This window comes from Lacunimicrobium album (assembly GCF_052161635.1).
GTDB lineage: Bacteria > Planctomycetota > Planctomycetia > Planctomycetales > Planctomycetaceae > SXPC01.
Genome location: NZ_CP197413.1, coordinates 2,165,450 through 2,186,130, shown reverse-complemented (window position 1 = coordinate 2,186,130; position 20,681 = coordinate 2,165,450). Strand labels below are relative to the sequence as shown.

Sequence of the window (20,681 nt, the reverse complement as noted above, 5' to 3'; positions counted from 1 at the left end):
AACAGGTTCCGTGAAAGTGGAGATCAGAGAATCGATCTGGCGTAATTCATGTCGTTGTATCAAAATAGCAAATCAATGGTCTTCATGCTCTGATGTGACGCTGAATCTTCTGACGAGTTCCTCTATGCCCATGAAACCGGCTAAAACTGAACAGGGCGAATCGCGATCGCCGTACATGGTCTGGGGATGGGCTGGTTCTCTCGTCGTGCACGTCTCGATTCTGTGCATCGCGCTCTTTTTTTCCGGAGCGTATGGCGTCCCCGGTGGCATGGGGCAGGATATCGAGGAGTATCACACCGTCGGCTTATATTCCTCCTCAGGCCCTGGCGGGACGGGAGATGGGCGTCCATTTTCTGAATCGCCCGGCCCTGGACCGGAACCAACAACGGAGAAAGTCCAGACGGATCCTCCTGCGTTCGTCGAGCCACAGGAAACGGAGCCCGAGCCGACTGATACGCAAATCGCCATGGACCAGGTCGATCCATCGACGATCGCCAAGCCATTACCAGACGAACCATCAGAATCGATGTCGGAGCAGATCGGGGCGGGCATGTCGACATCGACATCTCCTTCAGCCGCTCCTCCCGAAGTTGCGACGATTGTCCCCGGCGGAGGCATGGGTGTCGGCGGTCCTGCTCCTCCAGCGGGGACGATCAATTTCTTCAACATTGCCGATACCGGTAAGAGCTTCGTCTTTGTGATCGATATGTCCCAAAGCATGATCGATGACAACGCCTTCGACGCCGCGAGGGAACAACTCCTCGCTGGCCTTTCCAACCTGAAGATCGAACAGAAATTTCAGGTCGTTTTTTACAACGGTCAGGTTCACGAGTTTCGTCTTCAGGATCGTGCAGCCGAACTCGTTCTGGCCAGTCCGGTGCACCTCACGTTGGCCCGTAACTTCATCACGGCCCAACTCCCCAGCGGCGGAACTTCGCACCAGCCCGCGTTGATGACGGCACTCAAATACCGTCCTGACGTCATCTTCTTTCTGACGGATGCGCTGGAGCCCAAGCTCGAAGCCAGCCAGTTGGAACGCCTTCGCAGTTATAACCGTGGCGCAAAAATCCATACCATCGAGTTCGGCTCAGGCCCGGATCTTGATCGGGGGCTCAACTTTCTGGAGCGTCTGGCGTCGCAGAATAATGGGACGCACCGCTACGTCGACGTCAAACAGTTCCGTCATTTTGAATGATTGATTCTTTCTTCGTCTATTGCTCAGGCTGTCTGGGCACAGGGGCTCTCTGGACTCAATTGTCGACCCATGGCTTTTGGTCTATGCTGGCGGTTTGATGTTTGATCGTCTTCAAGGATTGCAGCATGTCGCTGACGCGCGTCGCTAAAGTATCTGATGTTCCGCTGGGAAAAGGGATTGAAGTCGCCGCAGAAGGTCGCGTTGTGGCTTTGTTCAATGTCGAGGGAACCATTTTCGCGATCGATGGTCTTTGCCCTCATGCTTGTGGGCCTCTCGGCAAAGGGACGCTCAGAAAAACAACGGTTACCTGTCCCTGGCATGGCTGGCAGTTTGATGTAGTGACGGGAAAGCATCTTCAGAGTCAGACGATCAAGAATGCCACCTTCCCGGTCACGATCGAAGGTGAAGACATTTTTGTCACACTTTCCTGACGCCTGAAGCCGCACTTGCTGGATTGGCTGTCAATTCAGACCTGCTGGTTTTGTAGAGATTGCAATTGCATGAAGTCTGTTCGTCTCGCAGGCAAATTTGTCTGATCCATGGGGATGTTCCATCCGATAAAAGCATTACGGTCGGCACATTCAACCGCAGCCGCCGGAGAGCGTTTCGAGAACAGCAGGACCCGCCTGTTCTTTATCGTAGATCGTTGCTGAGGATTCACCTCCCCAGAGTACGACCCTCCGGCGCACGACCTCGAACCGTTCTGACGGCGCATTGATGCGCTGACTTTTTGTCAGAATGGGGATGATTCGAAATCTGCCATGGAGGGCATGATGCGTCGGTTAACATGGTTTGTGTGGCTGTTTGCGTTTTTCGCAACGTTCGGCTTTGGGCCTCATCTGCTCACCGCTGGCTGGCCGTGGGAAAAGGTTGATCCCGTATCTGGCTTTAAAAAAGGTTCGCCCGAGTATTACTCGTATTACGCAGCGATCCCGCCTGGCTCAACTCGTCAATTCAAACATGGCATGGTCTGGCCTCCCGAGCAACGCCCCGACGGCCCGGAACGCCTTTTCTTCCAGCAGTACCACGCCGCCAAGTACTGGCCTTATCCTTACAACATCCAGGATCGTGCAGTGACGCATGATGCCTTGGATATGCAGGTCACAGCTGGCTGGAAAGCAGCCTCGACACTCTTCGATTATCACTTCAACGCCGATACGCAGGAACTCAATTCTGCTGGTCGCGAGCAACTGAAGTGGATCATCGGAAACGCACCTGCTCAACATCGCCAGGCTTTCGTGGCATCCTCCTATGATAAAGGCATCAACGATGCCCGACTCTCGACAGTGACCAACGAACTGTCGGTCATGGGAGCCGCTGAGATTCCTGTCATGCTGCGTGTTGCAGGTCCGATTGGACGCAGTGCCCTCGAAGTCGATACGTATCAGAAGTCGTATCGCGAGAACATGCCCGCTCCTCACATTCAATACACCTCGCCAAGTGCCAGCGGTGGCTCTGATAGTGGATCTTGACGACCATTCTGGGAAGATGGTTTTCAAATCGATTATCAAATGCTTTTGCTGTGACCGGCATGTGTGATAGCTGTCTCGGCTGGTTTTCACTCACTCTGCGACCACGCGAAGACCTCGTTTAGTTGTCAGGCATTCTTCGGATCGACCGAATCATGGACCAACAACAACGAGAGGGGGCTCACCGAGTGGAAAGCCAGTCCGCGTCAGCGGGCGGAAAGAACCTTCAGGATCTCTTCGACAAGCTGTTCGAAGAATTCCCGCTGCAGCAGAATTTTGCGAAAAGACCCGAAGCTGAGAATCCGGCTCAAAGCAGCGTCACTCAGCTTCTTGGCCAATACGGGCGAGGCTTCGCACCGATTCCGCAGCCAAGAACACCCAAGACCCTTGCAGAAGCAGGTCTCCATCCGGGTCAACTCTCGGCCTTCATCGTCAAGCTCTTGTACGCACATGGCCAGCTGATCGGATTCGACCTCGCGAGGCTGCTCAAGCTGCCATATGCTTTGATCGATGAGACGCTGCAACAGCTGACTCATGAAAAGCAGATCGAGGTTTTGACCGGCGAGGTGATGGGGCGCGTTTCGTATCGCTTTCAGTTGACCGATCTCGGACGCCAGCGTGCCCGCGATGCCATGGAGCAATCAGGCTATATCGGGCCTGCACCCGTTCCGCTGGCTGACTATGTCAAATACTGCAAGCTGCAGAATGTCGCCCAGATAAGCTGCAATTCGCAGACACTCGGCTCCGCGTTTGAAGGGCTGGTGATCTCGCCAGCATTGATGTCGGAACTCGGTCCTGCAGTCTGCAGCGGCAAATCGATCTTTCTCTTCGGACCTCCCGGCAACGGCAAGACGATGATTGCCAAAGGACTCGGGACCTATCTCAATCGCTTTGGCGGGGAGATCTATATCCCTTATGCGATCCAGGTGTCCGGCAACATCATCACGATGTTTGACCCCACCATTCATCAAGCTACAGACCAACAGGAAGGTCACCGGGAATCGATCACTCCCAGTCGCATCGCCCAGTCAAGCACATCGAATCTGACCGACGAAACTGATTTCGACCAGCGATGGCGTCGCATCCGTCGCCCGGTCATCATCACGGGCGGAGAGCTGAATCTCTCGATGCTCGAACTGCGTTACGACAAATCGTCTCGCTACTATCAGGCTCCTTTGCATATCAAAGCCAATGGTGGCGTCTTCCTCATCGATGACTTCGGTCGTCAACTGCTCAGCCCGAAAGAGCTCCTCAACCGCTGGATTCTTCCGCTCGAGGAACGCATCGATTATTTGACATTGGCAACCGGAGAAAAATTCTCGGTTCCTTTCGAGCAGCTGATCATCTTCTCGACCAATCTCGATCCTCAGTCGCTCGTCGACGATGCCTTTTTACGCCGGATCAGACACAAGATCGCGATTCAACCTCCAGACCGGGAGACCTATACCCGCATCTGGCGACTCATGTGTGACCGTCGAAAACTGGACTACCACGAAGACGTCATTGACTATCTGTTCGAGCAGATTTACAGCCAGTCAAGAAGCCCGCGATCCAGTGACCCCCGAGATTTGCTGGAGATAGCCGAGGCGATCTGTCGATTCAACAGACAAGAGTTCCAACCGACTTTAACGATTGTATCGCAAGCAGCGACTCAGTTTTTCCCTCACCTGCATGCCTGAGAGATGCGTTCTCGGGTCTAAGGCGACTATTCGAATACTCCGGTGATCTCATGCGTCAACAGATTTGCCTACTTCTTCTGTTGCTCGTCGGCCTGACAGGCTGCGCGGGGATGCGGAAAAAGAAAGTGGCTTACAATGAGCCACAGGCCGTCAAAGTCAAAGAGCCAACCTTCGCGCAACTGGAATCGTCCAATGTTCCGCGAACAATGAAAGATATTAAGCAGCCCGCCCAACTCTTCCTGGCATACGGTGCCTGGGAAGCCCAACTCGGTCATTACCCCGAGGCGCGGGTCGCTTATCAGCAGGCATTAGAAAAAGAGCCGAAAAATATTGACGCGTTTCTCGGCTTGGCGGAACTCAGCGATCTGGAAGGTAAGAAGGAACAGGCTGAGCGGGAATACCTCAAACTGGTAGCTGAGCATCCTGAGTCGGGGAAAGTCCGATCTCGCATCGGTCGATTCTACGTCGCTCAAAGACGATTCCCGGAAGCCCTCGTGCAGTTCGAGGCCGGTTACAAACTTGACCCCACTTCCAAGGAAGCAAACCTGGAACTGGGCGTCGTGTTGGCTGAACTGGGACGTCATCAGGTAGCTTTAACGCACATGTCCAAGTCGGTCGGCGAAACAGCAGCACAGATCAACATCGCCGTGATTCTCAGACGACAAGGCCAACAGGGGCTTGCCGATCAATATCTGGCACGAGCACGCCAGAGAGATCCGAATGGATACCAGGCGGCCATTCTTCAAGCCAGCCACAGCGAGGCTGCGTCAGCAAACCAGACTGTCAATCGTCCAGCCGGGATGGCGATTCAACAAGTCCCAATGACTGTTGAATCCAAGCCAGGAATTATTCCCGAGAGTTCTGTGACCCCGATAGGAATCGAAGCGATGCATTAACCTGCGAGTTCGCTTCGATGCCTGCGTGGTGTGCAATCTGCATATCAATCCAGGTCACAAAAGTATGCAGACGTATGGATTTACGGCGGTATCTGGATTATGATTTTCAGTTCACCGACACTGTTGCAAAATCATACTCATGCTCTGAATTGCTTTCCGCATCGCTCCACTCTTCGCTTGCATCGGCTTCGGCGTATGCGACTTGTGGCCCGACGTGGAGATGATAAATCTCGTTGTCCTTCGAGCTGAAGAAGCGCTTGCACCACAGCATCTGACGGACATTATCCTGTGGTGAGAGAATAGAGATCTCAATCCCGCGATCAAACCAGTCAAACAACATTCCAAAGAAGCCACTTGGAACGTACTTGACCGAACTCATTTCGACAGCGATTCGCTTCGAGCCACGCTTCTCAATCACGACGAGCAACATATCTCGAATCAGAGACAGATCGGCTCCGTCCCAGATCTCAATGTCACCCATATCCAGGACAGTCATGCCTCGGTGCTGGTAGACATCGATACGTTCAGTGTTTTTGCGTGGTGCCATGGTGAGGTTCCTGTATTTGAAACAAATCACAGTAGGTGAGCATCTCGTGTGATGGTTTGTTTAAGCAAGAACTGGGCCAATCTACCGGCGAAAAAAAGTTTGCCAACTACCAATTTGGGCGATGTCGCAATTGTCTAAACAATAAGCTAAGAATCTTGAACGCTTTTTCTCACCCGCCTTTTTTCGTTTTGAAAACGCGACAAGCTGTGGTGAAAATGATGACGTAAATCAACATCCCGTGTGGTGAAAACTCACCATAAAGTTGGTCACTGCCGGTGACAATTCCGATAGCGAACCAGAATACGTTCCCATCTTGTGCATGATGGGCGAGCATTGCAAATTTATTTTGCTCGGTCGACGACTACAAAGTCCGCAAAGCTACCGCTGACGCATCAAAGTATTCGCTCGGGTATAATTATTCGCTCGGGTATAGTAGAGCTGCACATGATTTACAGAAGACAATGTGCCCGGTCTTGATGGTGATAACGGTTTGAGCCGGCAGGTTGAAATAGCACCCCTGACAGGTTCCGTTAATCAGCGGAGCCATGCAGTCGGCTCCTTTGTTCGCAGAAACACGACGGAACTGCTCCTGAAACTCGGCAGGAATCACTTTCGATGAAGCGACGATCTCACTTTCCAGACGCTTGGCGCTGGCATTGAGTTCGGCAGCGCGAGAATCGAACTGATCGCGGAACAGTTTCTCTTCTTCCTGTGCTTTCTTGAGCGCCTCTTCGCACTCTTTCATCTTCGCGTAAGCCACATCAACGCGATCAAGAATCTCCAATCCCTCATCTTCCAGCACGCTCTTGGCCATTTCGTCAGCCATGATCTGGCCTTTGATCGCCTCGAACTCTTTGTTCGACGTCGCCTGGTTGAGCTTGCCGTTCATCGAACTGATTCGCGTTTCCAGCGACTTGAGTTCGAGATTCTTCTGCTCAGCGGAGACCTTGGTCTGCTTCAGAGTCGCCCGGGCTTCGTCGAGTTCCTGCATTTTCTGAGCAGTCTGCTGCTGCTTGGCTTTGATCCGCTTCGGTCCACGATCCAACTGGCCCACAATCTCCTGAAACTCAATGTGCAGGTTATGAAGATGGCCTAGATCCTTTGCCGAAACCGTCATGTACTTTTCCTCTGAGCGAACAAGTGGCGACGCAATGAGCCAGTCAACTGGCGGTACTGCTAAGACATTTTTGCGGGAAGTCTTGCGCTGCCAATCGGTAAGAATACTGCAGCCATACCTGAGACGCAAACAACATCACCGTTTTCGCGATCATCAACGCGGATCGATCCATACGATCCAAAAAAGAAAGGCCGGTGATTTCTCACCGGCCTTTCCTTGTGTTTGCATTCAGCACCAATCACTGACCAGCACTGGCCATGATCGTTTCGATAAAGCCCTTCAGCTGGCGGGAACGAACCGGGTGCTGGAGTTTGCGGACGGCTTTGGCCTCGATCTGGCGGACGCGTTCACGCGTGACCTTGAAGATGCGGCCGACTTCTTCCAGCGTATAAGTGTAACCATCACCCAAGCCGTAACGCAGTTTGATGATCTCGCGTTCGCGATACGTCAGCGTCTTGAGAACGCTGTCGATCTTGTCCTTGAGCATCTCCTGAGCAGCGGTCGCGATCGGGCTTTCGTGTGTGTGGTCTTCGATGAAGTCGCCGAAGTAGCTGTCTTCACTTTCGCCAACCGGACGGTCCAGGCTGATCGGATGACGTGAGATTTTCAGAACGCGTCGAGCTTCATCCAGAGAAATACCAGCAGCTTCTGCGGTTTCTTCCATAGTCGGCTCGCGCCCCAGTTCCTGGACGAGATCCTTGCTCACCTTACGCAGCTTGGACATCGTTTCGATCATGTGAACCGGAATGCGAATCGTACGAGCCTGATCCGCGATGGCACGCGTGATCGCCTGACGAATCCACCAGGTGGCATACGTCGAGAACTTGTAACCGCGTCGGTACTCGTACTTGTCGACGGCTCGCATCAGGCCGGTATTGCCTTCCTGAATCAGATCCAGGAACGACAATCCACGGTTGCGATACTTCTTGGCAATCGAAACAACCAGTCGCAGGTTACCGCCCGACAGGTCGCGCATCGCCTGCTCGTAAGCGGCGTAGCGTTCACGGATCGAGCGAACTCGCTTATGCAGGGACTCAGGCGTCTCGAAAGTCAGCTGCATCAGATCCTGCAGCTCTTTCTGAGCATTGGCTCGTTCGTCTTTATCAGCTCGCTCGCCTTTCAGCGTGAGCAGGCGACGGTGCAGTTCGGTCATGCGACGCGAGATCTGCTCCATCTTCCGCAGAATCGGCAGCAGACGCTGGGTTCGCAGCGACAGCTCTTCAATCAGCGTCACCATCTTGCGACGGCGTGTCTGCAAAGACTTCCAGGCAATGTCCTGATCTTCTTTGGCAGCAGCGGGTTCATTGAAGCGAGAGAAGTCGTTCGTATTCTTTTGCAGCAGGTATTCGAGAGTCTTCAGGTTATGGGGCATGCGTCCCAGGACCTGTTCCTTCTCCAGGCTTTCCGTCATCGAGACTTTGATTGTTCGATCAAAAGGGAGCTCGCCGACACTGACCTTCGTCAGAATCTCGATCGACTGTCGCATGGCATAATCGCAGCCCAGCAACTGACGACGGAAACGCTTGCGGGTGATTTCGATCTTCTTGGCCAGCGAGATTTCTTCCGTACGAGACAGCAGCGGGATTTGTCCCATCTGGGTCAGGTACATGCGGACCGGATCTTCGATGCGACGGCTGCCACTTTCTTCGAGCAGGCTGTCTTTCTTCTTGCTCTTCTTTTTGGTACGGGTCGTCTTGGTGACTGCTGCGACCTGCTTTTCGAGCTTCTCTCGCTCTTTGGCGGGCAGCTGCTTGTCGGAGATGACTTCAATCCCCAACTCCTCCAGCGAGATCAGGAGGCGATCGAGGATCTCCGGATTGACGTCTTCGTCGGGGATATAGTCGTTGACCTGCGTGAAGGTCAGATAGCCACTGTTTTGGCCTTGTTGGATCAGGACACGCAGGCGGTCGTCAACTTGATGCACGGAGGACTCCAGCTTCTATTGGATTCTCGTTGGGGTCTGTCGAGGGGCAGGTCTATCGATTTTGGAACGCTGTCACTCTGTTGTGAGTCACCCAGTGTTTCAGGTAACTCAGATGGACACTGTTTTGTTGGTTACTCAGAGAGTCTAAAGCACGACTGTGCTTCCAGTTTTCCGAGGCCAACATTTCCGAAAACCATCCTGTGAGAAACATTCTGATCGCCGCAGCTGTCCGCGTTATTCAGAATGTGACGACGACATCCATGCGATCGCGACGAGAAAGACGGAACGGGGAAACACTTCATCAGGTCAAATATTCAATCATTGGTACTAATTAAAGTATTTGGTCACTAAATAAGAAAACAAGATGAGTTCTAAGACTGTTCGGGGTTATGCGGACGATTTTCTCGGATCTGCCCGTTGACGGTGAAAATCAGCGGCTTTTCGGAACGCTTCCATCGAAGTCTCATCCAGACTTCCCGACGTGTTGAACTGACCGGGAATCCCGGACAACTGCTCACGACGACTTCGACGCAGTCTCAACTGCGCGATTAACGTCCCGGTCATGCCGGTGGCTTCGATGGGAGTGATGCCTAACTCGTCCCGCACTTTGCCAGCCACTTGCTTGAGCTCAGCTTCGCTGAGCAGCCACTCGGCCAGAGGACGAAGAAAGTAAGACTCGAGTGAGTCGTCAGACAGGAGATCGAGGAGGGAGTTCTGATTTTGATGGGAGTCGGCTTCTAATTGACTAAGTCGATCTGATGATACGCAATGGGCGTAGAGACCTCTTAAGAGGCCCTCCTCTATTTCGTCCGTCCTCAGTTCCGCATTGAAAACTTTGGCTGCTTCTGGTGCAGCTAGGATGATCTGCAAAACTTCACAAATCAAACGAGCGTCTTTCCCCGCTTTTCCAGATTTGATGCGGTCAAACTGCTGTTTTTTCTCAAGACGCAGCTGCTCAACGGCAGCGTTTTCATCGACATGCTCCGTCGAGCTGGTAACCGACTCGCGAAACGCATTCCGGGTCGGGCCCGGAGACTTCTGTCGTCGCAGTTCGGCCCGAATCGTTTCCTCGCGAATCCCCAAGCGGTGAGCCAGCCGCTGCAGCATGCGATCTTCGTGTGGCTTGGGAATCGACCGGGGGATCGACTTCAACAACGCCAGCATCTCGACCAGCACATTCTGGCGGGCAAATTCTGTCCCGATCCCGTGCTTACGAATGAGTGCTTCCAGTTTGAATGCCAGCGCATCAGGTGCATTGGAAGCTAACTCATCAAACGCTTCCACACCCTTCTGAGCAAGAAAATCGGCTGGGTCGAGTTTCTCTGGCAGCGTCAGGATCCGCAGGTCAACATCCTGAGCGACGAACCGCGAGAGCGCTTTTTCGGCTGCTGCCTGTCCTGGCCCATCTCCATCATAAACCAGAACAACCTGCTGACAGAAACGCTTGAGCAGTGACACATGCGTATCAGCCAGGGCAGTCCCCAGCGTCGCGACAACATGATCCAGCCCATACTGGTGCGCCATGATCGTGTCGGTGTAACCTTCCATCACGAGGACCGTGTTCTTACGTTTGATCCCATCGCGTGCCAGATCGAGCGCAAACGCGAGGTTGCTCTTCGAGAAAATGATCGACTCCGGCGAGTTCCAATACTTCGGTCCATTTGAATCTGAACCCGGCAGAACACGCCCGCCATAGGCAACGCATCGTCCGCTCAGGTCGTGAATTGGAAACATCACTCGACCAACAAAGTAGTCGTAATACCCCGGCTGATTTGGGCGTTTGGCAATCAGACGGGCATCTTCGAGTGTCTCAAGGGAAAACTTGTCGTTTGCCCGATCAATCAGCCATGTCCAATGATCAGGGTGAAAACCGAGATGAAACTTGATCCAGGATTCTTCGTGGATACCGCGATCAAGGAGGTAATCTCTCGCCTTCTGAGCGTGAGGCGAATTCAGCAGGCACTGGTGAAATTGATCTCTGGCCCACTGGCAAGCCGCATAGATGTCGGCTTTGTTCTTGCCAGCCATTGCTGCGGGTACAGAACTGGTTGGCATTTCCATACCAGCTTTTTCCGCCAGCATTTTCAGAGCATCGAAGAACGGGACGTTCTCGAGCTTCATGAAGTAGTGAAAGCAATCGCCCCCTTCATTGCAGACCCAGCAGCGATAGGTCTGGCGTTCCGGGTTGATCGTCATCGAGGGGGTATGGTCGTCATGAAACGGGCAGAGCGCGACGTACTCGCGACCACCTCGTTTGGGGATCACGGGACGCGTCTCATTGATCAGGTCGACGATATTCGTCTTCGCCCGTACCTGCTCTTTGAAATCACCACCCATCATTGACGACACAGAGAACTCCGATTTTTCAATGAGGAAAGGTGAAGAAGGAAGTCACCCGCGCAGCTCACGCGTGTGGAATAAAAAAGACCAAACGGAGATCGATTGTCTCGGTCTGGTCTTCGATTGTGCAGTGTCATGGTGCTAAGGGCGTTTGGCCGGATGAAATCGTGACGCAGTAAAAAATAGGTCGCGAACTCAAAACTCAGCAGCATGGCCGGGACATGGTGAAAAACCCCGCAAGGTTCGATTTCAACACAAATATCGCCGGAACATTGCAATTCTACTTGATAGACGGTGATGGTCAAGAAATCTTGGAAGAATCCGCATGTTTTAGACCGCCACAAACCCCGAGAATCAAACAGAAAATCAGGGTCTAGCCAATCGTTAATGTCACTTGAGAGCCATTTCGTCGCCATTCGGCAACACCCCCTCAGAATTGATCCTCGTTTCCGCTCCTTCTCCCCCGGGGAGCCGTTTTCTGACCCTTCTCCCTCGGGGAGAAGGTGGCCGAGTCTTCGAGGTCCGATGAGGGAACTCTGCGAAATTGATCACTCCGTCAATTCCACAACGGATTCGCACCCATCAAAGCCTCGCAGCGCTCCAGTGATCCGACCAGTTCCTCGATCTGAATCTCCAACTCCGGGGTCAGCCAGGCACGATTCTCGACAATCTCCAGAATCGCATCTCGCGCCAGCTGTGGCTGATTCAGGCTCAGACTACAGGCAACCATGTTATTCAGATCCGCCAGCAGCCCTTCGACATCACCGTCTGCAAGATGCAATCTGGCTGACTGTTTGAAAAATGGCATCGCCGCTTCACCGTCGTTCTGCATCAGCCGGCAGATTCCCAGGCTCCCCAGGCATTCGCTTTCCCCTGCTGATTCCTGCACTGCGCGACGCAAGAAATGCTCCGCCAGCTGATATTCCGAAAGTTCCAGGAGCGCCCGTCCAAGCCGCTCCGTCGCCTCCGCTGTGACGTCTTCCAGTGAATTCCACTCAACAGACAGCTTCATCACGATTTGACGAGCCTGGCCGATTTTCCTGACCGCTAATAACTCTTCGATTTGAGACAGCCTCTCATCGATTTCCGAAATCGAGACATGACTGGAAACAGCCAACGGCAAAGCCATATCGCTGGAAAAGCGTCGAGGATTGGAATGCATCGCTCAGGACCTGCAAAAGCGGTGGAGACAATCCACATTCCTGAGAGCGGTCGATGCGTCTTTATAAAGACAACATCGAAATTGAAGCGTGTTGATAACCTGAGAGACCTTTAATTTAGGGGCTCTGGGGTGATTTGTCAATCTGCTTGTGGACTTTTTTTCACACATCCGTTTTTGCGACAATTCGCAGACTCAATGAAACGAGAATTGATTCTTCCGAGTGAACAGTGACAATGAAGATCGAAATCCCCGAGTTGGTCTGCGCTCCTCGGCCTGCCGACTCTCCCCGCGTCTCTATCGACACCTTGCAAAGGATACCACCCATGCGATTCTCCCACTGTCTGAGTCTCGTCGCCCTGCTGGCGGTCTGCAGTGCAGCCCAAGTGTACGCCGCTGACACGACCCCCGTCGCCATGGACGATGTGCTGACCCTCCAGATCCCTTCAAACTGGGAGAAGGTCAAACCGGACAACAACCTCCGCCTGGGACAATTCAAACTCCCATCCGCAGAAGGTGAAACTGAGATCACCGAACTGGCCGTCTTCCCTCCCTTCGGCGGCTCCGTCAACGAAAACCTGATGCGCTGGGAGGGTCAGTTCTCAGGCGCCGAGAAGAAGTCCACCAAGGGGAAAACCGCCGAAGGCAAGCCTTACTACTTGCTCGACCTGACGGGCACCTACAAGAAACCAGACGGCCCGCCTATCCTGCGTAAAACCGTCGACAAACCTGACTACCGCATGCTGGCTGTCATCATCGAAACCACCCAGGGGAACTACTTCCTCAAACTGACTGGCCCGAAGAAATCGGTCGAAGCCCAGGTGGAAGCTTTCCGCAAGAGTTTTGGCGGCGATGCTGCGAAAGAAGAAGCCTACGAAATCAAGTAAGCTCTGCGATACGTTGCGAAAAGCCTCGGCAGTGAATTCTGCCGAGGCTTTTTTTTGATTAGTTATCATCCGAATATTGGTGATTTGCGAATATGTATGAAAAAATGAACAATTGAACGAAAAGGAGTTGATTGTTTTTACAGTAGTGGTAATTTGGGGGAAATGGCCATTTAGCGTTGAACGGATTTCCACTTTAGCATCATTTTTAGGAGAAAGCGTATATGAAGTACGCCGTTTTGATTGCTGCGCTGTGCTTTACTTCAATGGTCAATGCCGGTGAAAAGCGTAAGGTGATTTACCCTGGTGGTCGTGTTGTTTGGGAGGAAGCGAAACCGGCTTCTGTAACGCCAGTCTCAACAACGGCCACCCTCCCCGACCTGACTCACGGTTGTAAATGCGACCCCAATACCCCCGGGCAGTATTGCGATAATTGCAAGCCTGGCCTCAACAAGCCATCGATCGTTGATGTCGAGAATGGACAATGTCCTGACGGGAAATCCTGTCTTGATCTGCCAGTCGATGTCATCGGCGAACTCGACACCGAGCGTTACGACGAAAAGTTTTACATTCAATGTAAAGACTATTCGGACGTGAAAGTTGATGGTCCCAAACTTGTTACGCGGTGCAAGGAAACCAGAGAGTTCAAGACTCATTCCTACACGATCAAGTGCTGCAAGATTACGGTTTGTGTTCCCTGCAAAGACTGTAAAGAGATCACAGAAGAGTGTGAAATTGCGAAGATCGTTGCTCCAAAGATCAAGATCTGCAAACGTACTTCGACGGGCAAATATGATGTCTATGTCATCGGCGTGAAAGGCATGCCGAAAGAATGGATGCTGTTCCTGGATACCGATAAGGCAACCATTGATCAATACTTTGCTGGCAATGGCAATGTGGTGATCGACTTCTAGTCGTCATGTCTTGATGGTCAATTTCTTATGGGAAAGCCTTGGTATTCACCAAGGCTTTTCTTTTTTGCGTATTGCTTATTTCAACAGCGCGTCACGCAGATCTACTTTCCACGCTTCCCCCTGCGGGTCATAAATCCCAAATCCAGCCGCGAATTCCCAGTACGCCCAGGAGATCTCATACTTCTTGGCCGTCTCGACGATCGCCTTCGTCCAGCGAATCCGGCTTGGCTGATCTGCTTTCGAATAGGCTCCAAACTCACCTAAAAATAAGGGGCGGTGATTCGCTTTGCCCCACTCAGCGGCCAGTTTGAAATGCTTGTCGATGGCTTCTTTTTCTTCAGCAGTTCCCGTCCATTCGCGTCGGATATTGCGGACATGCTCGGACGACCATTCTGCTCCCTGGTGGGTGAATTCAAACGGCAGGTAATAATGAAACGTCGCGATGATCTGAGGATCGTTTTCTGGCAGTTTCAGCTTGGGGAGATCGCTGATCGAGTTCCAGTTTGGCCCGCCGACCATGAGGACACGCTTCGGGTTGGATTCCCGGACAATCGCCAATAAATCGGGGATCATCTTCAACCAGCGTTCGGCGTTGAGCTGGTCATGCGGTTCGTTGAGCAGTTCCAGGACGAGTGTATCAGGGGCGTTTGCAAACTCGCGTCCGATCTGGCTCCACATTGCTCGAAGGCGAGGCCAGCTTTCTTCTGGATGCTCATTGATCGAAGGGTCATGGTGAATGTTCAGCACGACCGCCAGCTTCGCATCCAGTGCCGCCTGGACCGCCCGTTTCACGCGCGCCATGAACTCCGGATCGATCTGATACGGTTCTTCCTTTGCCGTGTGATAACCCCAGCTGACGGGAATCCGCACGGCCGTAAACCCTGCTTCCGCAATGATCGGGAAATAGGACTCTTTCAAAGTCAGTCCCCAGGCCCCTTCATATGGCGGCTCGAGCATGTTTCCCATGTTGACCGTCTTGGCGAGCGTCTTGTTGATCTCAAAAGCAGACCGCGATGTCTGATCCTCAGCGACGAGAGTCTGCACACAAACAAGCAAAACGACACAGGTCACGAACTGGCGAATCATAAACAGTCTCTATGTTGAATGGTCATTGTCTGACTGGATCAGCGTTTGTTGATTCTATCGGTCGTTGAGAGACTTAAAGAGCAAAATCTGGCTTTCTGAGTGTTTCATGCGCAAAAAAATACCCCACCGAAACGATGGGGTGTCTGAGGCGTAAGGTGCTGGTGAGGCTCCGCGAACCGCATCAGATGGATATTGATTTTGAAGCAGACGATGATCTGAACTGGATGCCCATTTGGTGCGGTTCAAAGACTCACCTGCACCCTACTTGCGCGATCAAACTTTGTAATAGGCCTTGTACCAATCGACGAAATTGCTGATCCCCGTCTCAATCGTTGTCTTCGGCTGGAAACCGACATCATTGACGAGGTCATCGACGTTGGCATAAGTCTCTGCGACGTCACCCGCCTGCATGGGGAGCATGTTGTACTCTGCTTTCTTGCCGAGTTTGTCTTCCAGAACATGGATCATGTGCATCAGCTCGACGGGCTGGTTATTGCCGATGTTATACAGCCGATACGGGGCGTTGCTTGTCCCTGGATCGGGAGTCTTGCCGCTCCACTCGGGGTTCGGCGTTGCGGTGTGATCAGCCGTGCGAACAACCCCTTCGACGATGTCGTCGATATAGGTGAAGTCCCGCAGCATCTTGCCGTGGTTGAAGACGTTGATCGGCTGGCCGGCCAGGATTGCTTTCGTGAACAGGAACATCGCCATATCCGGGCGTCCCCACGGTCCGTAGACAGTGAAAAATCGCAGCCCCGTTGTTGGCAGGCGATAAAGGTGGCTGTAGGTGTGAGCCATCAGCTCGTTGGCTTTTTTCGTCGCAGCATAGAGGCTGAGCGGGTGGTCGATGTTGTCGTGAATCGAAAACGGCATCGACTGGTTGGCGCCATAGACTGAACTCGAAGACGCATATGTCAGATGCTGAACGCTGTTATGCCGGCACCCTTCGAGGATGTTCGTGAACCCGACAAGATTGCTGTCGATGTAAGCATGGGGATTGGTCAGCGAATAGCGGACGCCGGCTTGAGCAGCCAGGTGAATGACGATGTCCGGACGCTGCGTCTGGAATGCTTCACTCATCTTCTCGCGGTCAGCGAGGTCAATCTTTAGAAATTTGAACTTTGCATGCTGGCTGAGAAGCTTCAAGCGGGCTTCTTTAAGCGTGACATCATAATAATCATTAACGATGTCTAAACCGACAACAGCGTCTCCCCGATTGAGGAGACGCTGTGCGGTATGGAAACCGATAAAACCGGCTGTTCCAGTGACTAAGTATTTACCCACCTGTTCCCTTTGGCCATGATGCTGCGGTAGTAATCTACCGTGCTCTTAAGACCGGTGGCCAGGTCGACTTTCGGTTCCCAGCCCAGCAGTGTGCGGGCGCGGGTGATGTCGGGACAGCGTCGTTTTGGATCGTCTTTCGGGAGTGGTCGGAAATCTTTGCCGCAGGTCGCGCCGGTCGCTTTGAGGACGGCATCGGCCAGTTCGTGCATCGTATTTTCGACCGGATTTCCCATGTTGATCGGCCCGATATGCTCATCCTGTTCCATGAACGTGATGAACCCGCGGACCAGATCGTCGACGTAACAGAACGATCGTGTCTGGCTACCGTCGCCGTAGATGGTCAATGGTTCGCCGCGAAGTGCCTGATTGATGAAGTTGGACACCACGCGACCGTCGTTTGGATCCATCCGCGGCCCGTATGTATTGAAGATCCGCACGATGCGGACATCGATATCGTGAGCGTGGTGATAGTTCATTAACAGCGATTCTGCAACCCGTTTTCCTTCGTCATAGCAGCTGCGAGGCCCGATCGGGTTGACGTTGCCCCAGTACTCTTCTTTCTGCGGGTGAACTTCCGGATCACCGTAGATTTCCGACGTTGAGGTGTGCAGGACACGGGCTTTCGTCCGTTTTGCCAGTCCCAGAATATTGACCACACCGACTGTTGAGGTCTTGATGGTCTTAATGGGGTTGTATTGATAGGCGACCGGAGAAGCGGGACAGGCGAGGTTGTAGATCTCGTCTGCTTCCAGGTAGAGCGGGTGGACGATGTCGTGTCGAATGACTTCGAAACGTGGGTTTCCCATCAGGTGCAGGATGTTTTCCTTGCATCCAGAGAAGTAGTTATCGACGCAGATCACGTCATAACCCTTATCGAGCAGACGCTCGCAGAGATGGCTTCCCAGAAATCCGGCACCGCCGGTAACGATCACTTTTTTCATGGTGGTTCCTAGATGGAAAATGGAGGCAGATTTCGAGCAGGGTCTTGAGGTTGATTTACTTAGTATGTTCGAAGAACCAGTCAGCCGTCTGACGGAGTCCCTCTTCGACGGTCACAGCTGGTTTCCAGCCGAAGGTTTTCTCGATCAATGAGGCATCGATCACATTCGATCGCAGGTCACCAGCACGAGCCGGACCCTTGGTCGGTTCCGGGACGGTGATGGCTTTGCCATTCTTTTTAAGAATGGTCTGACAGCAGTCACGCAGATGGTTGGCTAACTGGTTGACATCGGTTTTTACGCCAGTACCAACATTAAAGGCATTGAATTTGGCAGGCAGCGGCTTCGTCAAAGCCAGGTAGTTGGCTTTTGCGACATCGGGGCCGTAGACATAGTCACGGTCATATTTCCCATCCCCGTTGACGCGGGCTGCTTCGCCACCCAGCATCAGCTTGGAGAAAATCGCGACAACGCCCGCTTCGCCGTGGGGATTCTGGCGTGGTCCGTAGACGTTCGAGTAACGCAGCGCGACGGTTTCAATGCCATGTTCGTCGGCAAAAAACTTCACGTAACGTTCGCCCATCCACTTCGTAATGCCGTACGGCGAGATTGGATCTGGGGGTGTCGATTCCGGGGCAGGTTCCGTCTGATCGCCGTAAAGAACGCCGCCCGAAGACGCGAAGACGAATCGCTTCACACCATTCTTCTGAGCTGCTTCGAGCACATTGAGCAGTCCGATGACATTGATCTGAGCATCCATCATCGGCTCGCGTACGGAGCGAGAAACCGACAGCTGGGCCGCCTGATGACAGACGGCTTCCGGCTTGTGTTCTGCGAAGATCTTCTCGACGGCATCGCGATCACAGATATCCGCTTCATGAACAACGACACCCGCAGGCAGATTGTCCCGGCTTCCGGAGCTCATGTTATCGATGACGATGGCCTGATGACCGCCAGCCAGGATGGCATCGACGATGTGGCTACCAATAAATCCAGCACCGCCGGTGACGATGACTTTCATAGAGACAATTTCCTGATAGAGCACTGGTGAGGCAGACAGACGCACATCGACAGACGATCGTCGCTGGCTGGAATCGTAGTCAGGCAGTGGCCTGGCTTCCTAGAAGTTTGCAGCGAAATTCACAGAGGAAAAACGATGTGGCGGATTCAAGTCCTTGCCCAGTTTGGCAAGGCTGCCTGCGTTATCACATGTGCTGGTTTTCGAATGTGATGTTGTACTTCTTCATCTTCTTATAAAGCGTCGTGCGGTTGACCCCGAGCGCTTCTGCAGTTCCCTGTCGGTTCCAGCCGTTGGACTCCAAGGCTTCCAGAATGATCTGTCGTTCCGGATTCGCCAGCGCTGTTTTCAGCGAGGCACCATAGAAGTGGGCATCACTTGACTGCGGGTTGAAGACCGCGTTCCGAACTGCTTCTGGCAGGTCTTCGGCATGGACGATGTTACTTCGAGACAGGACAACTGCTCGCTCAACAACGTTGACCAGTTCTCGGACGTTGCCCGGCCAGTTGTAACGCTGCAGAACAGAAAGTGCATCGTCGCTGAAACGATCGACCTTCTTGCCGTTTTGCTGATTGAAATCTTCCAGATAGCGTTCGATCAACAGCGGGATATCGCCGATCCGTTCACGCAGCGGCGGTTGTGTCAGAGTAATGACGTTGATGCGGTAATACAGATCCTGACGGAACCGACCTTCTGCGACGGCTTGTTCCAGATTCTCGTTGGTGGCGAGTACCAGGCGGGCATCGACTTTATAGGTCTTCGTGCCGCCGACGGGTTCGAATTCGCGATCCTGAAGAACGCGAAGCAGTTTGACCTGCAGTGATGGCGTTGCGGTGGCGATCTCATCAAGGAAGATCGTCCCACCATCAGCTTGCAGGAATTTCCCCATCTTGTCGTGGGAAGCACCGGTGAAAGCTCCCGCGACGTGTCCGAACAGTTCACTCTCGAGCAGCGTATCTGGCAGCGCCCCGCAGGCGACTTCGACGAATGGCTTATCGCGTCGTGTGCTCATCTGGTGAATCGCACGGGCGGTCATCGTCTTACCAGTTCCGTTCTCGCCGAGAATGAGAACTGTTGTCTTCGTGTCAGCGACGCTCTCCATGAGGTCGAACATCTTCGACATCTTGTAGTCTTTGCCAACGATGTTCTGATAGCCGAACTTCTGGTCCAGCTGTGCTTTCAACTGCTTGTTTTCTTCGACGATCTTCTTTTGACCGAGTGATCGCTGGATCGCCAGTTGAAGTTCGTCTTCCAGGACTGGCTTGGTCAGGTAATCGAACGCCCCCATGCGGATGGCTTCGACGGCACTTTCAATCGTGCCATACCCTGTCAGCAGGATGACGGAGGTGTCCGGGACGTTTCGAGTCGCCCATTCGAGCAACTGAAAGCCATCGCGATCAGGCAGGTTGACATCGCAGACGACGGCATCAAACGGATATTCGCTCATCCGTTTCATGGCATCCTGGCAGGTGGCAGCCGTTTCGGTACGGTGACCTGACTTGCGCAGGTAATCCGCCATCGCTTCAAGAATGTGGCGGTCGTCATCGACGAGCAGGAGTTTACCCTGGTTCATTTTCATGGAGTTGTTCTCTTCGGCTGAGTTCTGTCGAGACAATCTGCGCGGCAAAGCCATCAGGCAGAATTGGGTCGGATGACCGCGAGTAAGCCGGAACGTCTCGATGCGTGCGCAAGTCGAGACCGTTCCAGGCCGTTTCGGGCAAAGTGGAAGACATTTGAATCGTGGAAGTTGTTGGGAGACAGAACGCAACACAAGACTCGGGTGGTGGTTGTTCCTACTGAACGTCCGCCGTGTGAAAATTGAGACTTCTGTTGCCGAGAGGATACGCAAACCTATGTCACGGTTGCGTTCGGTCAACATGATTCCGCGCGCCGGGTTATAATTCCCTGTCCGGAGAATCGTTGCGACCGGAAATCTGACATTCCCCAAATCCGCCGACAGAGAATTTCTCACAGAAAATGCTCAAGTCCCCTCTTGGGAAGCAGGGATCGCTGCTGACTTTCCGATCGGGCCGTAAAGTCACATCGGGAACTGCAAACACAGCGAATTTTGCGGTTTTTGGCTCCCATAAGGGGCAAACTCTACCGAATCACAGGTCACCAATGCTAAGATGTCTGGTTGTGGAGTGGTCTGGAATGTGATCATTTTCACACCCCACAGCGTCGAAGCCGGGGAAATCGTCCTTTTTCCAAGCCTTGTTTCGACTTGCGAC

Annotated in this window: 17 protein-coding genes; 7 read left to right on the top strand and 10 right to left on the bottom strand. The window is 53.0% G+C overall.

The window, feature by feature from the left end; translation table 11 throughout:
- Positions 1-124 precede the first annotated feature (124 nt).
- From SH248x_RS08615 to SH248x_RS08595, 5 genes are all read left to right on the top strand, one after another.
- On the top strand, positions 125-1,195 hold the full coding sequence (locus SH248x_RS08615; protein ID WP_459558125.1) for a hypothetical protein: 1,071 nt from the start codon (positions 125-127) through the stop codon (positions 1,193-1,195).
- 125 nt (positions 1,196-1,320) lie between these two features.
- On the top strand, positions 1,321-1,626 hold the full coding sequence (locus SH248x_RS08610; protein WP_459558124.1) for a Rieske (2Fe-2S) protein: 306 nt from the start codon (positions 1,321-1,323) through the stop codon (positions 1,624-1,626).
- A 339-nt stretch (positions 1,627-1,965) separates the two neighbouring features.
- Positions 1,966-2,667, top strand: a complete 702-nt coding sequence (locus SH248x_RS08605; protein ID WP_459558123.1) for a hypothetical protein — start codon at positions 1,966-1,968, stop codon at positions 2,665-2,667.
- A gap of 152 nt (positions 2,668-2,819) precedes the next feature.
- On the top strand, positions 2,820-4,343 hold the full coding sequence (locus SH248x_RS08600) for an ATPase (protein WP_459558122.1): 1,524 nt from the start codon (positions 2,820-2,822) through the stop codon (positions 4,341-4,343).
- Positions 4,344-4,393: 50 nt separating this feature from the next.
- A complete protein-coding gene (locus tag SH248x_RS08595; RefSeq protein ID WP_459558121.1) occupies positions 4,394-5,239 on the top strand; it encodes a tetratricopeptide repeat protein in 846 nt (281 codons plus the stop codon).
- A 106-nt stretch (positions 5,240-5,345) separates the two neighbouring features.
- Here the strand turns inward: SH248x_RS08595 and SH248x_RS08590 are convergent, their stop codons facing one another.
- From SH248x_RS08590 to SH248x_RS08570, 5 genes are all read right to left on the bottom strand, one after another.
- Entirely contained in the window at positions 5,346-5,786 is a 441-nt protein-coding gene (locus tag SH248x_RS08590; RefSeq protein ID WP_459558120.1) for a hypothetical protein, read from the bottom strand.
- 415 nt (positions 5,787-6,201) lie between these two features.
- Positions 6,202-6,903: a zinc ribbon domain-containing protein gene (locus tag SH248x_RS08585; RefSeq protein WP_459558119.1), complete on the bottom strand. Its 702-nt coding sequence runs from the start codon at positions 6,901-6,903 to the stop codon at positions 6,202-6,204.
- Positions 6,904-7,141: 238 nt separating this feature from the next.
- Positions 7,142-8,827 (bottom strand): sigma-70 family RNA polymerase sigma factor, encoded by a 1,686-nt coding sequence (gene rpoD / locus SH248x_RS08580; RefSeq protein ID WP_459558118.1) that lies wholly within the window; start codon positions 8,825-8,827, stop codon positions 7,142-7,144.
- Positions 8,828-9,214: 387 nt separating this feature from the next.
- Complete coding sequence (gene dnaG / locus SH248x_RS08575; protein WP_459558599.1) at positions 9,215-11,167, bottom strand: DNA primase; 1,953 nt, start codon at positions 11,165-11,167, stop codon at positions 9,215-9,217.
- A gap of 556 nt (positions 11,168-11,723) precedes the next feature.
- The gene (locus SH248x_RS08570) at positions 11,724-12,329 is read right to left on the bottom strand and encodes a hypothetical protein (RefSeq protein WP_459558117.1); all 606 of its coding nucleotides are present in this window, start codon (positions 12,327-12,329) and stop codon (positions 11,724-11,726) included.
- Between the two features lie 323 nt (positions 12,330-12,652).
- On the opposite strand from SH248x_RS08570, the gene SH248x_RS08565 reads away from it, so the two are divergent.
- On the top strand, positions 12,653-13,213 hold the full coding sequence (locus SH248x_RS08565; RefSeq protein WP_459558116.1) for a hypothetical protein: 561 nt from the start codon (positions 12,653-12,655) through the stop codon (positions 13,211-13,213).
- A gap of 221 nt (positions 13,214-13,434) precedes the next feature.
- Positions 13,435-14,124, top strand: a complete 690-nt coding sequence (locus SH248x_RS08560) for a hypothetical protein (RefSeq protein WP_459558115.1) — start codon at positions 13,435-13,437, stop codon at positions 14,122-14,124.
- 75 nt (positions 14,125-14,199) lie between these two features.
- Here SH248x_RS08560 and SH248x_RS08555 read toward each other — a convergent pair whose 3' ends face one another.
- From SH248x_RS08555 to SH248x_RS08535, 5 genes are all read right to left on the bottom strand, one after another.
- A complete protein-coding gene (locus SH248x_RS08555; RefSeq protein WP_459558114.1) occupies positions 14,200-15,210 on the bottom strand; it encodes a glycoside hydrolase family 5 protein in 1,011 nt (336 codons plus the stop codon).
- Positions 15,211-15,483: 273 nt separating this feature from the next.
- A complete protein-coding gene (locus tag SH248x_RS08550; protein WP_459558113.1) occupies positions 15,484-16,494 on the bottom strand; it encodes an NAD-dependent epimerase in 1,011 nt (336 codons plus the stop codon).
- The gene (locus SH248x_RS08545) at positions 16,479-17,435 is read right to left on the bottom strand and encodes a UDP-glucuronic acid decarboxylase family protein (protein ID WP_459558112.1); all 957 of its coding nucleotides are present in this window, start codon (positions 17,433-17,435) and stop codon (positions 16,479-16,481) included. Before SH248x_RS08545 ends, SH248x_RS08550 begins: the two co-directional genes overlap by 16 nt.
- A 55-nt stretch (positions 17,436-17,490) precedes the next feature.
- Positions 17,491-18,453, bottom strand: coding sequence for a Rossmann-fold NAD(P)-binding domain-containing protein (locus tag SH248x_RS08540; RefSeq protein ID WP_459558111.1), 963 nt, complete (start codon positions 18,451-18,453; stop codon positions 17,491-17,493).
- A 184-nt stretch (positions 18,454-18,637) separates the two neighbouring features.
- Positions 18,638-20,029 (bottom strand): sigma-54-dependent transcriptional regulator, encoded by a 1,392-nt coding sequence (locus tag SH248x_RS08535; protein ID WP_459558110.1) that lies wholly within the window; start codon positions 20,027-20,029, stop codon positions 18,638-18,640.
- Positions 20,030-20,681 lie beyond the last annotated feature (652 nt).

Bases quoted from the DNA above. Each gene is read 5' to 3' on its own strand.
- SH248x_RS08615 (WP_459558125.1), top strand. From the start codon at position 125: ATGCCCATGAAACCGGCTAAAACTGAACAGGGCGAATCGCGATCGCCG.
- SH248x_RS08610 (WP_459558124.1), top strand. From the start codon at position 1,321: ATGTCGCTGACGCGCGTCGCTAAAGTATCTGATGTTCCGCTGGGAAAA.
- SH248x_RS08605 (WP_459558123.1), top strand. From the start codon at position 1,966: ATGATGCGTCGGTTAACATGGTTTGTGTGGCTGTTTGCGTTTTTCGCA.
- SH248x_RS08600 (WP_459558122.1), top strand. From the start codon at position 2,820: ATGGACCAACAACAACGAGAGGGGGCTCACCGAGTGGAAAGCCAGTCC.
- SH248x_RS08595 (WP_459558121.1), top strand. From the start codon at position 4,394: ATGCGTCAACAGATTTGCCTACTTCTTCTGTTGCTCGTCGGCCTGACA.
- SH248x_RS08590 (WP_459558120.1), bottom strand. From the start codon at position 5,786: ATGGCACCACGCAAAAACACTGAACGTATCGATGTCTACCAGCACCGA.
- SH248x_RS08585 (WP_459558119.1), bottom strand. From the start codon at position 6,903: ATGACGGTTTCGGCAAAGGATCTAGGCCATCTTCATAACCTGCACATT.
- dnaG (WP_459558599.1), bottom strand. From the start codon at position 11,167: ATGATGGGTGGTGATTTCAAAGAGCAGGTACGGGCGAAGACGAATATC.
- SH248x_RS08570 (WP_459558117.1), bottom strand. From the start codon at position 12,329: ATGCATTCCAATCCTCGACGCTTTTCCAGCGATATGGCTTTGCCGTTG.
- SH248x_RS08565 (WP_459558116.1), top strand. From the start codon at position 12,653: ATGCGATTCTCCCACTGTCTGAGTCTCGTCGCCCTGCTGGCGGTCTGC.
- SH248x_RS08560 (WP_459558115.1), top strand. From the start codon at position 13,435: ATGAAGTACGCCGTTTTGATTGCTGCGCTGTGCTTTACTTCAATGGTC.
- SH248x_RS08555 (WP_459558114.1), bottom strand. From the start codon at position 15,210: ATGATTCGCCAGTTCGTGACCTGTGTCGTTTTGCTTGTTTGTGTGCAG.
- SH248x_RS08545 (WP_459558112.1), bottom strand. From the start codon at position 17,435: ATGAAAAAAGTGATCGTTACCGGCGGTGCCGGATTTCTGGGAAGCCAT.
- SH248x_RS08540 (WP_459558111.1), bottom strand. From the start codon at position 18,453: ATGAAAGTCATCGTCACCGGCGGTGCTGGATTTATTGGTAGCCACATC.
- SH248x_RS08535 (WP_459558110.1), bottom strand. From the start codon at position 20,029: ATGAAAATGAACCAGGGTAAACTCCTGCTCGTCGATGACGACCGCCAC.